Origin of the sequence: Chryseobacterium kimseyorum, from assembly GCF_025971945.1 — a bacterium.
Classification (GTDB): Bacteria; Bacteroidota; Bacteroidia; order Flavobacteriales; family Weeksellaceae; genus Chryseobacterium; species Chryseobacterium kimseyorum.
This window is the reverse complement of sequence record NZ_JAPDHW010000003.1, coordinates 211,418-227,912: the sequence shown is the minus strand read 5'-3', so window position 1 is coordinate 227,912 and position 16,495 is coordinate 211,418. Positions and strand designations below refer to the sequence as shown.

The following is a 16,495-nucleotide window of genomic DNA, read 5'->3' as shown; positions in this document are numbered from 1 at the left end:
CTTTTCATTTCAGGGCTGTATTTTTTTTAGATTCTGTCGTCGCTGTCATCTTCATCATCGAAAACATCATCGTTGTAATCGTCGTCTTCGTCATCATCAAAGCTGTCATCATCTTCGTCTGCAAAACTGTTTCCTCCGCCGAAGTCGTCTTCAAAACCAAAATCATCATCCATCAGAGGCATTGCTGATTTTTTATTTTTCGAACCTGCACTTCCACTTTTGCTTGGAGCTTTCAGAGGAGCATTTCCGAATCTGTAAACGGTAATCGGATAATTAACACCTTTGGTTTCTTCGTTCACTTCTACCAATTCACAAAAAAATTCCCAAAGGTCAAGCAAGCCGTACTGAAACTGTGCCTTATCGCCAACTGTTTCAAATGCTTCATCGATGTAAACGTCTGACATAATCTCGCCATCCCCTTCATCACTCATATCTTCCAAAGGAACACTCTTCACAATGGTACCATCTTCTTCGAGGAGATTAAAAGTAGAAAGCTCATCACCACTAAGGTTGAAAGCACTTTTGATTCCTAAATGAAGGTTCCACAGTGTTTGTTTTCCTTTAATTTCAAAATCACGGAAAATATCTTCTTTTGTATCTAATATTACACGGATTTTGTAAACCATACTACTATTCCAATTTCTATTTTTACCTTATTTCTATTGATCAATTTCTCTTGCAAATATATAATAAATGAGATTTTAGAAAAGAATATTTAATAATTTTTTAGAATTTTTTTTTGCTTACATTTTGCCCGGCTTATTTGCTTTTTTCGAGCATAAAACTGAATTTGGTACCTTCAAGATACACACTTTCTACCGTAATGTTTTCGTTATGAGCTTCCAGAATATGCTTCACGATGGCTAATCCCAGACCCGAGCCTCCCTGTCTTCTGCTTCTGCTGGTTTCTACACGGTAAAAACGTTCGAAAATTCTTGGGAGAAGTTCTTCTTTTATTCCCATCCCGTTATCGATCACTTCAATAAGCACTTTATTTCTGAGTACGCTGGTCTTCACAACAACTTTTGCTTCCTGCCTGTTGGCGTAATGAATGGCGTTGGAAATAAGATTGATGAAAACCTGCGAAATCTTCTGCTTGTCTGCCTCCACAAGTATCTGGCTGTGTAAAGTCTGTAGCTGAAGCACGGTATTGTTTTTTTCAGCTTCCAGATCGAGAAGGTCGAAAATTTCTTTCACTAAAATATTAACATCAAATTTTGAAACCGTAAGATTGATCTCTCCCGCCTCAAGTCTGTTAATCATATCAAGATCATTAACGATAGCAATCAACCGTTCCACTGAAATACCGATTCGCTCAAGGTATTTGTCTCTGATGTTCAGATTTTCCACACCACCTTCACTCAGTGTTTCTACATATCCCTGAATGGAAAACAGCGGAGTTTTGAGTTCGTGAGAAACATTTCCAATATATTCTTTCCGGTAGCTTTCCATTTTCTTCATCACTTCCATCTCGGTGACCTTCTGCTGGTTGAAATCAGAAAACCTTTCACCTAATTCTTTTAAGGTGATATTTTCCTGATTGTCATAGACAATCTCTTCCGGCAAAATTTTGGAAATATTTCTTACCTGCTTTTTGGCGTAATAGCTAAAAAGCAGTTCGAGAACCACGTAATTGACGATAAACATGACCACAACACAGATGATAAAACCGATCTGAAAAAAGGAGCTTTGATCATACTTCTCGTTCAGAGCATCAAAAATGATGACCAAAACCAGCATCACCAACGTCAGAAGACATGATGAAATGAAACTAAGTCTGTAAAATTTCAATTTTACAAATATTTAAGGGGTTATAGGTAAAGATAGGTTTTTTGAATTAAACGATCAGTTTATATCCAATTCCTTTTAAAGTCTGAATGGTGTTGATTCCCAATTTTTCTCTTAATCTTCTGATGTGTACATCGATGGTTCTTTCACCAACGATAACGTCATTCCCCCAAACTCTTTCTAAAATTTCTTCTCTTTTGAATACTTTTTCGGTGTTTGAAGCCAAGAGATATAAAAGATCAAATTCTTTCTTTGGAAGTAAAAACTGCTGTCCGCTTTTTGAAACTCTAAAGTTGTCCTTATCTATAATAAGATCTCCAACTTCGATCAGCTTTGCATTATCAGAAACCTGAGAAGTCAACTGCAGTAAAGCATTTACTTTCGAAATTAAAATTTTCGGTTTAATCAGCTTTACAATATAATCATTGGCTCCGGCCTGAAAACCTGCCAACTGAGAAAACTCTTCACTTCTTGCAGAAAGGAATACAATTAAACTTTTTTGAAGTTCTTTTACTTTACGTAGTTCCTGGCAAGTTTCGATACCGTCTTTTTCGGGCATCATGACATCTAATAAGATAAGATCCGGGATAATTTCTTTGGCTTTTTCTATACCTTCGTTTCCGTTTGTAGCGGTGGTAACATCATAGCCTTCTTTTTCTAAATTGTATGAAAGAATTTCGAGAATATCCAGTTCATCATCAATTAATAGAATCTTTTTTTGGTTCATTTTCAATTTTTACATTTCAAAGTTAACAAAATTTAAGCAACATGATTGATAATTCGTTTTCATTCACATAAACTTAATATTAAAGGGTATTTCGTAATGTTTAGTTAAGGAAAATTTAAAATTAACTAAACCATTTTCAACCCCATTGTTTTATTCCTTTGCACCGAAAGTAATTAGTAAAAAAGAAATGAATTTTAGAAAACTGAGTATCGCTGTTTTGTTCCTTACCACATCCGGAACTTTATTTTACGCTCAAGAAAAAAACGACACTGTAAAGAACGAAAAAAAGATTGAAGGTGTTGTAATTCAAGGTACCACTAAAAAAGGAGGTGAAGCAAACATCATCAGTGTACAGAGAAAATCTGTAGAAGTGATTGAAAGAGTTGGTTCTGTACAGCTTGAAAAACAAGGTGTAGGTGACGTTTCTGTTGCAGTAACTAAGGCAACAGGTTCTCAAAAACAGGAAGGCAGCGGACAGATCTTCATCCGTGGTCTTGGCGACCGTAACAACTCGACTACCATCAACGGACTGCAGGTTCCTTCAAACGATCCCTTATATAAGAATATCGATCTAAGTATCATCAAAACTGATATGATTGATTTTATCGGTTTGGAAAAAGTTTATAACCCAAGACTCTGGGGAGATATGTCTGGTGCAAACGTAGACATTGTAACTAAAGTTTACACAGGAAAGCCTTATTTTAAAGTTAATTTAGGATCTTCTGTAAACTTTAACGCTGTTCAGAAAAATAATTATTTCTTACAGGATGGGCCAAACTTCTTCGGTTCCACCATGCTGAAGAAACCATCTAAGAATGCTATTGTAAATCAAGGTTACGCATTTAAAACATCTTGGAGAAATGAGGAAGTGAACAATCCTTTTAACTCTGCACTGAGTTTTGATTTCGGAACTAATTTTAAAATTGGTGATCAGGGCAAATTCAGCATTTTCGGATATGGTGGTTTTGATAACAGTTATGAATATTTCAAAGGCGTAACCGGAGGAGCTTATGACGGACAGGATAATGCTCTTAGATTATATACTGATGCTGAAGAATTTAAATACAGCACTAATACAACAGGTTTAATTAATCTAAATTATAAGATTAACCCTAATCACAACATCAATTTATCATCAAATTATATCCATACAACCGAACAGAGATTAGGAAACTACTCTGGATACAACAGAGATTATTATGATAATGATGTCAATCAGGAAAGATATGTAACTCAGTTGCGAAGAGCTACGTACCGAACCAATGATTTATTAGTTAATCAGCTAAGAGGTGAACATGCCGTAAGCGAACCTTTAAAGATCAGCTGGAATTTAGGTTACAACAGATTAGACAGCCGAAGACCGGACAGACAACAAAACGTAACTGTGCTGGACAAACAGACAAACACCAGTTTCTTTGCAAGCTCAAATCCCGGAGCTAACAACAGATATTTTGACAGATTGCTGGAAAATGATTTCGTAGGAGACGTACACGCAGATTACAAAATTGGTGATGCCAAAATAACTTTAGGGTATAGCGGCAGATACAAAGAAAGCGAATTTAAGGCAACTCAGTACAACTTCAGAATTTTACCGGCGCAGGGAACGTATACCGTAGATCCCAATAACTACGATGCATTCTTCAATTTAGCCAATTATCAGGCAGGAGGATTTTTTGACATTGTAACGTTCCGAGGGGATATCAAATTTGATCCGAATACTGCATTAATCCCGCAATTATTTACTTCTGAAGTAAATAATCACGCAGGATACGTGAACGTGGATTATAAATTTACTGAAAAACTGACTGTACAGGCAGGTGTAAGATACGATAAACTTATGCAGAAACTTACGTACAATACTGCTATTCAGCAGGGTGCGAGAGACAAAGACTATAATAAAATTTTACCTGCTGTAAACGTTAAATACAGCATCAACGATAAGCATAATTTAAGACTTGCAGCATCTAAAACATACACAAGTCCGTTATTACTTGAGATTACACCTTACCAGTACGAAGAAGTGGATGAGACTATTCAGGGAAGCCAATCAAACTATCTTGCAGATAACTATAATGTTGATTTGAAATGGGAATGGTTTCCGAAGAAAAATGAATTGATTTCCTTAACTGCATTCGGAAAACACATACAGAATCCGCTTGCTAAAATAACAATCAATTCAGCTTCCAACTTAACGTCAGTTGTAAACGTAGGAGATACAGGAAGAGTATTTGGTTTGGAAGCAGAAGTAAGAAAGGACATCTACGATTCAGGTAAAACAAGACTTTACACCTTCATGAATGGTACTTATCTCAATACTAAAATGGAGCTGGATAGTGAAAAAGTAAGAAGAGAAAATGCAGGTATCGGAGAATCTCAATATACCGCTGATTTCCTTAAAACTTCTGATAAATTACAGGGCGCATCTGAGTTTCTGGCGAACATAAACCTTGGAATAGAACAGAAATGGGGGGATAAAAACCTAATGGATTTTGTAGTTTCTTACTCTTACATTTCAGATAACATTTATTCAATCGGTTTTCAGAGTAGAGGAAATATGGTTGATAAAGCATTCAGCACTTTAGATGCTACACTAAAATTCAAATTAGGAAACGGAATTGGATTCTCATTTACAGGAAGAAACCTTCTTAATCCTACTTTCACAAGATTCCAGGATAATACTGTTAGCGGTCAAGAGCTGGTTTCAAAAAGATATAAAAGAGGTGCAGGTGTAGGCGCAAGCATTTCTTATGAATTCTAATAAGTAAAAAAATAAATAAAATATTGTAAAATGAAAAAGAACAATTTAAAATTATTAGCTGTTGCATTTCTTGTATCAACAACAGCTGTAGTATTTCAATCTTGCAGCGACGACGACGATGATGATATCGTAATCACCAACCCAGGAGGTGCTGCTTCAGACCCAAACAACTTTAAGGGAGAAATTAAGTCTGGTGAAACAGTAACACTTGACGCAACTAAGTTATACAAACTTACAGGAGCTTTAAAAGTAAAAGCAGGAGGTACTTTGGTAATCCCTGCAGGAACGAGAATTGAAGCTAGCGGTGGTACTTCTGCATATATCACTGTAGAGCAGGATGGTAAAATTTTAGCCAATGGTACAGCTTCTAATCCAATTGTGATGACTTCACCAAACCCTACGCCAGGCAGCTGGGGAGGATTGGTAATCTGTGGAAAAGCTCCGATAAATAAGGGTACAAGTGCAAATGCTGAAGTAGGTGACGCAACTTATGGAGGTACAAATGTTTCAGACAATTCAGGTGTACTTAAATATGTAAGAATCGAGTATGCCGGAGCAATCTTTCAGGCAGATAAAGAATTCAACGGTCTATCTCTTTTCGGAGTAGGTAACGGAACAGTAATCGATAATGTATCACTGATCAACGGATCTGATGACGGTATCGAATTCTTCGGTGGAACAGTAAATGTATCCAACATTATTTCTGTAGGAAACGAAGATGATGCTTTTGACTGGACTGAAGGATGGAACGGTATTGCAACCAACATCTATACAAAAAGAAGAGCGACAGGTGTTGGAAACAGAGGGATCGAGGCAGACAACAACGCAAACGACAACAACGCAAACCCTAGATCTAATCCTACCATCAAAAATGCAACATTTATCGGAGGTACAGTAGGAGCAGAAAACGATGCAATCAAATTAAGAGTGGGTACTCACGGAACTTTAGATAATATCGTTTTATCTAACTGGTCTACAGGGATCAACGTAGAGCATGACGCATCTGTTTCTCACTTCAACGGTGGTGGTAAAATCACTAACGTGAAGTTTGATACAAACGTAACCACTAAGGCTTCCTTAAAATCTAGTACAGGTGCTACTGTAACTGCAGCAGCAAACTTATTTACTGAAAATCCTTCTGCAACAGGAGCAGGAAACGGAACAACTGCACCAACGTGGGCTGCAGGATGGGCAGGTATCTAATTAAGTAATTAGTTTCTTCATATTAAATTGAGATCCTTCAGGAGTTTTTCCTGAGGGATTTTTTTATACTCAACACCTGAAAATTCCAAAAACAATTTGAAAAAAATGATAAAGTGGTTCTGTAGCTCAATCTCAACAGAGAATGTATTTAAAATGATGAGGAATTGACTTCATTGAATAAAATATACATCAGAGACCGAAATGATTGTATTCGCAATCGAAATGATGCGGTTATTTGGAGGCGTGATTCGGTCCATGACCACAAACTGTCGGTTCCCAACACTAACGATTCGGTCATTTAGAAGAGTGATCCAGTCCATAACCACAAACTTTCGGATCCGAACCACAATGATTAGGTTCTAAACCTAAATGACTCACTTCACAACGTTAAAAATTGGTTGAAGAACCGAAACGATTGGGTAATATACCGCGATGACGGTCAAAATAACAAATATGGATCCCAGAATAACCGGAACAAATCCTTTATAATCCAAAGTGTACATAAAAACGAAAGATATCTTTAAATAACGATAATAAAACTTAAAAAAACTAAAGTGAGAAGACATTTGAAAAATTATTCGGGATATTGAATGATACATTTATTCTCAAATTAATAATATCATCAAACAAAAAAAATCCCGCTTTCGCAGGATTTAATTTATATTGAAAATATTTTTTAGAATAATTCTTTTCTGATAATATTCTGACTTCTTTCAGGACCTACAGAAACCAAGTAAACATTGATTCCCAAGTATTCTTCGATAAACTCGATGTATTTCTGAGCTGTGTCAGGAAGTTCGTCGTAGCTTCTTACTTTGGTTAAATCTTCTGTCCAACCCGGTAAATCTTTATAGATTGGCTCGTAGTTGTATAGTTTTTCTGTGGATGAAGTGAAATAATCAATGATTTTTCCATCTTCAGTTTTGTAATGCGTAACGATTTTCAGGTTTTCAATTCCTGTAAGAACATCTAATTTTGTGATGACTAAATTATTGATTCCGTTAATCATACAAGCGTGCTTCAAGGAAACCAAGTCTAACCAACCTGTTCTTCTCGGTCTTCCTGTAGTCGCTCCAAACTCACCACCAATCTGTCTGATGCTTTCACCTAACTCATTATCCAGCTCAGAAGGGAAAGGTCCGTTTCCTACTCTAGTACAATATGCTTTGGCAACACCAATCAGGTTTTTCAATGAAGTTGGCGGAACTCCCGCTCCAGTACAGACTCCTCCGGTTGACGGCGAAGATGAGGTAACGTAAGGATATGTTCCGAAGTCGATATCAAGCATCAAAGCCTGCGCTCCTTCGAACAATACGTTTTTACCGTCTCTGATTGCTTCGTTAAGCTCTAATTCAGTATCAACAATTCTTTCCTGAAGCTGTTTTCCGATTTCTAAATATTCGTTGTAGATTTCTTCAACGTCTAAAGTCGGTTTTCCGTAATATTTTTCGAAAAGAGAGTTTTTAACTTTTAAGTTTTTCTCAATTTTATCTCTTAAAATCTCAGGATTCAAAAGATCTACCATTCTGATACCGATTCTTGCGATTTTATCTTCATAGCAAGGTCCGATTCCTTTTTTGGTGGTTCCGATCTGAGTTCCTCCGTGCTCTTCCTCACGGTAAGTATCCAAAAGAATGTGGTAAGGCATGATGACATGCGCTCTTCTGCTGATAAAGATGTGATCTGTTCTCAAGCCTTTGCTTTCGATCTGGCTCACCTCTTTAATGAAAGATTTAGGATTTACCACTACTCCATTGGCAATGATACATTTCCCTTTACACTGCAAAACTCCTGAAGGAAGAAGGTGCAAAACAAATTTCTCTTCACCCACATAAACCGTGTGACCAGCGTTATCGCCCCCTTGGAAACGAACAACGTAATCAGATTTTGCCGATAAAACATCAGTGATTTTTCCTTTACCTTCATCTCCATACTGAAGACCTACAACTACGTAAGTTGACATATTTTACTTTTATTTTAGATTCGTACAAAATTACTTTTAAAAAATTGGGTGGGCAAATTTGATGGGGATTTTATTTTTGGAGCATTTGAAATAATTATTTTTTACCGTAATTATATTCTATGGTAAATATTTTATTGTTAAACATAAATAAATTATTATGATTAAGAATCAATTTTTTTTAATCTAAGAAATAGAAATTCTAAGGTATTGCTTATTTACAAACGAAAACAGTTAATAATAAGGAACAGAGTGTAAAAATTTCACTTTTCATCATTTAAGAAAAACAAAAATCCTACTATCTACAGAACTTTAAACAAGTCTCTTTATTGCGCATCCGAATAGGATATTGACTGGACAAGGATTGTAAAATTCCGTACTGGTTTTATATTTTCAATATCATAATGATAATTAAATATTTTAATAATTTCGATAATTTTAAAAAAATATTATTCATTACAAAAAGACTAATAAATTGTCAATTAGGCATAAATTTTGATTGATTTATATATATTAATCACAAAATTTTAGTTATGAAAAATTATTTTATAATAAGCTGCATAACAGCCGTTAGTATGATTGCGTGTCAAAATGAAGATACAGCATTGCTAGAAAACAGCGAGCTGAATACAAAGACCGAAGATATGAAAAGACAGGGTCAAAACTCTTTCGAAGCTTATCCACAACAAAAAGGCATTCTAAAAAAGGCGTTTTTGAATGGTGAAGAAATTTCTTACGAGGAAATAAATAATGAACTCGTTTATCAGGGAGATATTATACTAAATCCCGATATGCTAAGTACAGTTAAAGGAAATTCGACAGAAAGGACAGGAATTCGGGGAGAACAATATCGGTGGAAAAACAAACGAGTATATTACAGTATAAATCCTGATCTCCCGGCTAAACAAAGAGTTATAGATGCAATTGCACATGTTGAAGCAAACACAGATATCCGTTTTATAGAACGTACAACGCAGACAAACTACATTTATTTTAACAAAGGACAAGGTTGCAGTTCATATATTGGCAAACAAGGTGGAAAGCAAAATATTACTTTGAACATAACTTGCTCTACAGGAGCAGCAATTCACGAAATTGGTCATGCTTTAGGATTATTTCATGAGCAGTCTCGCTTAGACAGGAATGGCTTCTTAACCATCAAATGGAATAATATTGAAGACGGCTATCAACATAATTTCAAAACATGGCAAACATTGGGTTACAACGGGTTTGATTTAGGTGACAACCTAGACTTTAATTCTATTATGTTATACGGACCTTATTCATTCTCTAAAAATGGAAGACCTACAATTACAAAAAAGGACGGTTCCTTATACAATTCAAATTACTCTCAATTATCTCAAGGAGATATTACAACAATTGCTTTTATGTACAGAAACGAATAAAGCTTTTATAATAACTAATAATCGACCTGTTTATCAAAAGATAATCAGGTCTTTTTAGGGATTGTGTTTTTGCTCTACTAGTGTACAATAATCAAACCTGACGCTCAATAATTATTGAGTCTGAATAGTTCCCTTACTAAAATCTGATTATACTTTTTCTTCTACTTCCATTTGCCATGGGCTCTATGAATCCATAAATTTTTCGCCTTCTGTGAGATTTATGATGTTTAAAAGATTTTTAAATTATTTATCAGAATGAAGTTCTCAGGATGAATCTATTAGCTTACTTAAAACTTCTACCTTCACCATATCTTTAATACCATCTAAACTTTAAATGTGAATCTCAAATATAATAAACACAAGTTTCACAAACCTGATACACCTCACAAAAAACTTTCATCAAAAATCCGTAACTTTGCCGCCTACTAAAAATTTTATGGAAAGTATTCAAGTTCACGACAAAACTTTTGTTCCTTATTTAGAGGACGCCGAAATTCAGGAAATTGTAAAAGCAACCGCTTTAAAAATTTATGAAGATTACAAGGATGAAGTTCCTGTTTTCATTGGTGTTTTAAACGGAGTGATCATGTTTTTCTCTGATCTTCTAAAGCATTATCCAGGACCGTGCGAGATTGCGTTTATCCAGATGAGCTCTTACGCAGGAACTGAATCTACCGGAATCGTTTACCAGAAAATGGAATTGACGAAAGACGTAAAAGACCGTCACATTATCTTGGTAGAAGATATTGTGGACACAGGAAATACTGTGGAAAGTTTATTTAAATATTTTAACGAAACTCAGCGTCCGAAGTCTGTAAAAATTGCTTCATTCTTATTAAAGCCTGAAGTGTACAAAAAAGATTTTAAATTAGATTATATTGGAAAGGAAATTCCAAACAAATTTGTTTTAGGGTATGGCCTTGACTACGATGAGTTGGGAAGAAATTTACCCAATTTATATCAGTTGGAAGAAGGAACGATCAACCATTAAACGGCTTTTAGCTATTTGCTGATTGCTTTTAGCTAAAAAAATTAAAAAGAAATAAATTTAATAATAACTAAAATAAGCTGAGAGCAAAGTGCAAGCTGCCAAAAGCAAACTGCCAACCGCCAGAAGCGAAACTAAATTATGATAAACATTGTTCTGTTCGGCCCTCCAGGAAGTGGAAAAGGGACTCAAGCTCAAAATCTGATCGAGAAATTTAATCTAAAGCAAATCTCAACAGGTGATCTTTTCAGATTCAACATGAAAAATGATACTGAACTTGGGAAATTGGCAAAATCTTACATTGATAAAGGGGAATTGGTTCCGGATCAGGTGACGATCGATATGCTGATTGACGAATTGAGAAAGCCGACTGATGCTGCAGGATTTATTTTCGATGGATATCCAAGAACTGCTGTACAGACAGAAGCTTTGGAAAAAATCGTAAAAGAAGAACTGAATAACGATATCGATGTTTGTCTTTCATTGATCGTAGAAGATAAAATCTTGGTTGAAAGATTGCTGAAAAGAGGTGAAACCAGCGGTAGAACTGACGACAGCAATGTAGAAATCATCGAAAACAGAATAAAAGAATATTACACAAAAACTGCAGAGGTTGCAGAATTATATAAGCAGCAAGGTAAGTACGTTGAGATCAACGGTGTAGGAGAAATCAATGAGATTTCTGAAAAGCTTTTTGCTGAAGTTCAAAAAATAAAATAAATAAATTTGAGGTTTGAAGTTTGAGATTCGAGATTGAATTTCAAACTTCAAATTTTCAATTTCAAATTGAAGCATGAGCAATTTTGTAGATTACGTAAAGATTCATTGTAAAAGCGGTCATGGTGGCGCAGGTTCTGCCCATCTTCGCCGTGAAAAATATATTCCCAAAGGTGGTCCTGATGGTGGAGACGGAGGCCGTGGAGGTCACGTTATCATGAAAGGGAATTCACAGGAATGGACTTTACTTCCACTTCGTTATACACGTCACGTAAAAGCGGAACGCGGTCAGAACGGAGCGAAAAACCAGTTAACCGGTGCATACGGAGAAGATACTTATATCGAAGTTCCTGTAGGAACAATTGCTAAAAATGAAGATGGAGAAATTGTAGGTGAAATCTTAGAGCATGGCCAGGAAATCATCCTGATGGAAGGTGGAAAAGGTGGAAAAGGAAATGAGCATTTCAAATCTTCGACACACCAGACTCCGCGTTATGCACAGCCTGGTATGGACGGACAGGAAGGATACATCGTTTTCGAACTTAAAATCTTGGCTGACGTTGGTTTGGTAGGTTTCCCGAATGCCGGAAAATCTACGCTTTTGGCTTCTGTTTCGGCAGCAAGACCTAAAATCGCCAACTATGCATTTACAACATTGACACCCAATTTAGGAATTGTAGACTACAGAAATTACAAATCTTTTGTTATGGCAGATATCCCCGGTATTATCGAAGGAGCTGCTGAAGGAAAAGGTCTAGGGCACAGATTCTTAAGACATATCGAAAGAAATTCAATCTTGCTGTTTTTAATTCCTGCAGATTCTGAAGATCATTTTCAGGAGTTTAAAATTCTGGAGAACGAACTGAAAGAATACAACCCTGAATTATTGGATAAAGATTTTGTCATTTCAGTTTCTAAAGCTGACCTTTTAGATGACGAACTGAAAAAAGAAATCTCTGCAGAATTTCCGGAGCACAGAAAACCATTATTCTTCTCGGGAGTTACCGGCGAAGGACTGATGGAGTTAAAAGATGCTATCTGGAAACAACTTCACGGATAAAAATATTGATTGTGCTGTAAACTTTTTTACAGCACAATTTTTTTATAAAAACTTCGTTGAATTTAAAATTAAACTATGAAAAAAATGACAAAGAATTTTTTTTTGACCTTAGCGGTCACAATTTCGGGAGTTATGAGTGCTCAATCTGTCGCTTCAGGTTCAGATTCTCAGTTTAAATTTGGAGTAAAAGCAGGATACAGTCTTTCTTCGATGAAAGTTTTTGAAGACAAATTAGATTCAAAATCTTACTTCTATGCAGGACTTGTCGGCGAAATGCCAGTTGCTTCAAATGTTGGTATTCAGGCTGAAGTTTTATACACGCAGTTGGGTGGTAAACAATCTCTTCCCTTGGTAGACTTGGTTGGTAATGAAGTTGTGAACTTGGGAAATATAGATTTTAATTATCAGTTGACCCAGATTCAGATCCCTGTTTCGGTAAAATATTATATTATCCCACAACTTTCTGCTGCGGTAGGAATGAATTTTGGTTTTAATCTTTCTGAAAAATTAAAAACTGACGTAATAGTAAATGGCACAGATTCGCAGGACCTAATAGGTTTTAAAACATTAAACCTCTTCCCTTTTTTAGGTGCAGAATACAAACTGACAGATCACTTTTTTGTTGATGCGAGATACAATTTCAACTTTTTCGACGCTCACAAAAACGGATTTACCACAAAGATAGGTTTTATGCAGGCTGGTGTAGGATACAGATTTAATTAAAAATCAAGCAAGAGAAACACAAAAGGTTTCTCTTATTTTTTGGAACACTTCTTGAGAGATACCACACAAATTTAAGTACAATGAAATATTTATTAAGTCTGTTCGCAATAGTGGTTTTATTCTCTTGCCAGACACAGAAAGTTGCATCAAAATATTCAACGATTGAGTATGAAGCCGGAGCATGTTTCGGGTTTTGTCCGATTTATAAGATGACGATTCAGGCAGACCGAACCGCAGTTTTGGAGGCCGAGCATTTTAATTTTTCTAAAGGAACTTCAAAAGACGAATTTTCAAAACCCAGAGAAGGAACTTTCAAAACTACCATCAAAGAAGCTGATTACAATAAATTGGTAGCTTCGTTGGATGATCTAGACGTAAAATCTCTTCAGGACAAATACGGAAGCCGTAACGTTAGCGATTTGCCTACCTCTTACCTAAGAATAAAGTTTGCTGACGGCAGTGCAAAAAACACAGAGGATTATGGAAAAAGAGGTTCTGAAAAGCTGATGAATGTATATCAGATTTTTGAAGATTTGAAACAAAGTCAACAGTGGACGAAAGTAAAATAATTGCTTTCCATTAATTTAGTCTATCTTTGCAGTATATTTCGCGGCATTCTCAGCCAGTAAAGTAATTTTTTACTCAAAATTCTGTTAAAAGTTTTTAGCAGATCTGCTAAAAATGATGAAGTATACTGCTTCACCCGCACTATTTTAATACACAATACCATTTTGTTATTTACAGACTTAAACATTATCAAGCCCATCCTGGATGCGCTTCAAAAGCAAGGTTATGAAAAACCAACACCTATTCAGGAACAGGCAATCCCTTCAATTTTAGAACACAGAGATGTACTGGGAACTGCACAGACAGGTACCGGAAAAACAGCAGCATTCGCTATCCCAATCCTTCAGAATCTTACTGAAAGAAAAGGTCCAAAAAACAATCATATCAAAGCATTAATTCTTACTCCAACAAGAGAATTAGCTATTCAGATCGAAGAAAGCTTCGATGCATACGGAAAAAATTTACCTTTAAGAAAATTAGTCGTTTTCGGTGGTGTAAAACAGGGAAGTCAGGAAACAGCTTTAAGAAGAGGTGTTGACATTTTGGTTGCCACTCCTGGAAGATTACTAGATTTTATCGCTCAGGGAATTATCAGTTTAAAAAATCTTGAAATTTTTGTACTCGATGAAGCCGACAGAATGTTGGACATGGGATTTGTACACGACGTTAAGAGAATCATTAAACTTTTACCTCAAAAAAGACAAACGCTTTTTTTCTCTGCGACAATGCCTACAGAAATTCAGAAATTGGCAGATTCTATTTTGAATACTCCGATTAAAGTTTCTGTAACTCCTATTTCTTCAACGGCAGAAACCATTAAGCAGGCAGTTTACTTTGTTGACAAAGACAATAAGCTTGAATTGCTGACGCATATTTTGCACAATGATATTAAAGAATCGGTTTTGGTCTTCTCAAGAACGAAACACGGAGCCGATAAAATTGCAAGAAAACTGCAGTCTCAAAACATTTCAGCAGAAGCGATTCACGGGAATAAATCTCAAAATGCAAGACAGAATGCTTTAAATAATTTTAAGTCGGGAAGAACGCGGATTTTGGTTGCCACAGACATCGCTGCAAGAGGAATTGATATTGACGAACTTAAATATGTGGTTAACTACGAACTTTCAGACGTGGCAGAAACGTATGTTCACAGAATTGGTAGAACAGGCCGTGCAGGTTCTGAAGGATCTTCAATCTCATTCGTAGACGGTTTAGATTTATTAAACCTAAAGGATACTGAAAAATTGATTGGAATGAAAATTCCGGTTGAGAAAAACCATCCTTTCCATACCGATAATTTGGTGGTTGAGAAGAGAGATTCGAACAACAAACCTTTCACACCGAGACCAAAGCCTGCAGGTGGTCAACAGCAAAAGTCTGATCACAGCAAGAAGCCGAAAAATAAGAGTAATTTTTCCAGAAAAAAATAAATGATAAAGCCTTCCAAATTTGGAAGGCTTTATCATTTTAATCTGTAAACAGTGACAGAATCATATTGAGGTTGCCAGGTTTTGATAGGGTTTGGATAAGATTTTATTTTAACTAAATCTTTCTCATCTAAACTATCAACAATTTTTTTATCCAACGTATTTCTTAAATAGATGACGTTATCAGCATTGACGTTATTAATATCAATTCCCATAAATCCCTGAGTTTTGTCTCTAATTTGAAAATGTGTAGGAAAAAGCATATAGTCAATCTTTTTCATTTTTAGAAAATTTGGAAAACGATCTGAATTAATTTGCTCGAAAAAATTCAAATTTGCTACTAAACCATCTGCAGGGATTATGTTGAAATTTGAATAAAATGCAAATTTTCCCGGAAAATCATAAATATAAATTCTTGAATTGGCCGGTAATATCTTTCCGAGAGAGAGCGTAGTTTCTCTCACCAATTCGTTTGGTTTTTTTTCGAATTTCGAGTTTCTAGCGAATACATTATTTTGAAGACTAAGACTTGTGGTAAGTTTCAACCAACCGATAAGACATAAAAACACAATGGATAATATTGCTAAAACTTTGGTAGTATAATGATTAGTTAATGCTTTAAAATTTAATTTTTCACAACAATCATTTATAAAAAAGCCACAGAAAACCATTTGTGAAACAAAATACCACTGTCCTATTGCCGACTGAAAAAACAGATTATAAAAAAGATGAAAGAGGCTTCCCGATAAGAATACAAGTTTAATTATTCTGCCAGGCACTTCTTTCACAAAAATTGAAAATAAAAGATATAAAAAACCAATTCCGGTAAATATTTTCTGAAGTGTACCAAACTCAATATAACTCTGAATCAACGGAAACGAACTCTTTATTTTCCCGCTAATAGGAACTAAACTCCCAAAAATAAACTGATTTGAAACTAAGTAAGGAACACTTAAAAATGAGAAACCTACAATCATTTTTATTAAGTTTACAATGTTCCATTTTTTTTGTTTCCAAAACCAAAAGCCAAACGGAATGATAATAAAAATATGATCTAATCTTGCCAAAAAAACCAGACTGCAAATCAAGCCAAATAGAAAATCATTGGTGTAATTTTTACAACAGAAATAGAGGAGCAAAGCTAAAGTAAAAAAGGCAAGATGAGCTTCTG

At 35.5% G+C, this 16,495-nt stretch carries 14 protein-coding genes; 9 read left to right on the top strand and 5 right to left on the bottom strand.

The window, feature by feature from the left end; translation table 11 throughout:
• Positions 1–26: 26 nt before the first annotated feature.
• The 3 genes from OMO38_RS06045 to OMO38_RS06035 form a co-directional block, all read right to left on the bottom strand.
• On the bottom strand, positions 27–626 hold the full coding sequence (locus tag OMO38_RS06045; RefSeq protein WP_264749311.1) for a plasmid pRiA4b ORF-3 family protein: 600 nt from the start codon (positions 624–626) through the stop codon (positions 27–29).
• 133 nt (positions 627–759) lie between these two features.
• Positions 760–1,791 carry a sensor histidine kinase gene (locus OMO38_RS06040; protein WP_264749310.1) on the bottom strand — a complete coding sequence of 344 codons (1,032 nt, stop codon included), beginning with the start codon at positions 1,789–1,791 and terminating at the stop codon, positions 760–762.
• Between the two features lie 46 nt (positions 1,792–1,837).
• Positions 1,838–2,515: a response regulator gene (locus OMO38_RS06035; RefSeq protein ID WP_229985593.1), complete on the bottom strand. Its 678-nt coding sequence runs from the start codon at positions 2,513–2,515 to the stop codon at positions 1,838–1,840.
• Positions 2,516–2,702: 187 nt separating this feature from the next.
• Between OMO38_RS06035 and OMO38_RS06030 the strand changes: the two genes are divergently transcribed.
• Both OMO38_RS06030 and OMO38_RS06025 read left to right on the top strand, forming a co-directional pair.
• Positions 2,703–5,273, top strand: coding sequence for a TonB-dependent receptor domain-containing protein (locus OMO38_RS06030; protein ID WP_264749309.1), 2,571 nt, complete (start codon positions 2,703–2,705; stop codon positions 5,271–5,273).
• Positions 5,274–5,303: 30 nt separating this feature from the next.
• On the top strand, positions 5,304–6,476 hold the full coding sequence (locus OMO38_RS06025) for a hypothetical protein (protein ID WP_264749308.1): 1,173 nt from the start codon (positions 5,304–5,306) through the stop codon (positions 6,474–6,476).
• Positions 6,477–7,152: 676 nt separating this feature from the next.
• Here the strand turns inward: OMO38_RS06025 and OMO38_RS06020 are convergent.
• The gene (locus tag OMO38_RS06020; RefSeq protein WP_264749307.1) at positions 7,153–8,439 is read right to left on the bottom strand and encodes an adenylosuccinate synthase; all 1,287 of its coding nucleotides are present in this window, start codon (positions 8,437–8,439) and stop codon (positions 7,153–7,155) included.
• Between the two features lie 572 nt (positions 8,440–9,011).
• On the opposite strand from OMO38_RS06020, the gene OMO38_RS06015 reads away from it, so the two are divergent.
• The 7 genes from OMO38_RS06015 (at position 9,012) to OMO38_RS05985 (ending at position 15,327) form a co-directional block, all read left to right on the top strand.
• Positions 9,012–9,842 (top strand): M12 family metallopeptidase, encoded by an 831-nt coding sequence (locus OMO38_RS06015; RefSeq protein WP_264749306.1) that lies wholly within the window; start codon positions 9,012–9,014, stop codon positions 9,840–9,842.
• 436 nt (positions 9,843–10,278) lie between these two features.
• Entirely contained in the window at positions 10,279–10,833 is a 555-nt protein-coding gene (gene hpt, locus OMO38_RS06010; protein WP_076452285.1) for a hypoxanthine phosphoribosyltransferase, read from the top strand.
• Positions 10,834–10,971: 138 nt separating this feature from the next.
• On the top strand, positions 10,972–11,550 hold the full coding sequence (locus OMO38_RS06005) for an adenylate kinase (RefSeq protein ID WP_264749305.1): 579 nt from the start codon (positions 10,972–10,974) through the stop codon (positions 11,548–11,550).
• A gap of 73 nt (positions 11,551–11,623) precedes the next feature.
• Entirely contained in the window at positions 11,624–12,607 is a 984-nt protein-coding gene (gene obgE / locus OMO38_RS06000) for a GTPase ObgE (RefSeq protein ID WP_264749304.1), read from the top strand.
• 84 nt (positions 12,608–12,691) lie between these two features.
• Positions 12,692–13,330 carry a porin family protein gene (locus tag OMO38_RS05995; RefSeq protein WP_264749303.1) on the top strand — a complete coding sequence of 213 codons (639 nt, stop codon included), beginning with the start codon at positions 12,692–12,694 and terminating at the stop codon, positions 13,328–13,330.
• A gap of 80 nt (positions 13,331–13,410) precedes the next feature.
• Positions 13,411–13,899 carry a DUF6438 domain-containing protein gene (locus tag OMO38_RS05990; protein ID WP_264749302.1) on the top strand — a complete coding sequence of 163 codons (489 nt, stop codon included), beginning with the start codon at positions 13,411–13,413 and terminating at the stop codon, positions 13,897–13,899.
• Between the two features lie 162 nt (positions 13,900–14,061).
• The gene (locus OMO38_RS05985) at positions 14,062–15,327 is read left to right on the top strand and encodes a DEAD/DEAH box helicase (RefSeq protein ID WP_264749301.1); all 1,266 of its coding nucleotides are present in this window, start codon (positions 14,062–14,064) and stop codon (positions 15,325–15,327) included.
• A 32-nt stretch (positions 15,328–15,359) separates the two neighbouring features.
• Here the strand turns inward: OMO38_RS05985 and OMO38_RS05980 are convergent, their stop codons facing one another.
• Positions 15,360–16,301: a hypothetical protein gene (locus OMO38_RS05980; protein WP_264749300.1), complete on the bottom strand. Its 942-nt coding sequence runs from the start codon at positions 16,299–16,301 to the stop codon at positions 15,360–15,362.
• Positions 16,302–16,495 lie beyond the last annotated feature (194 nt).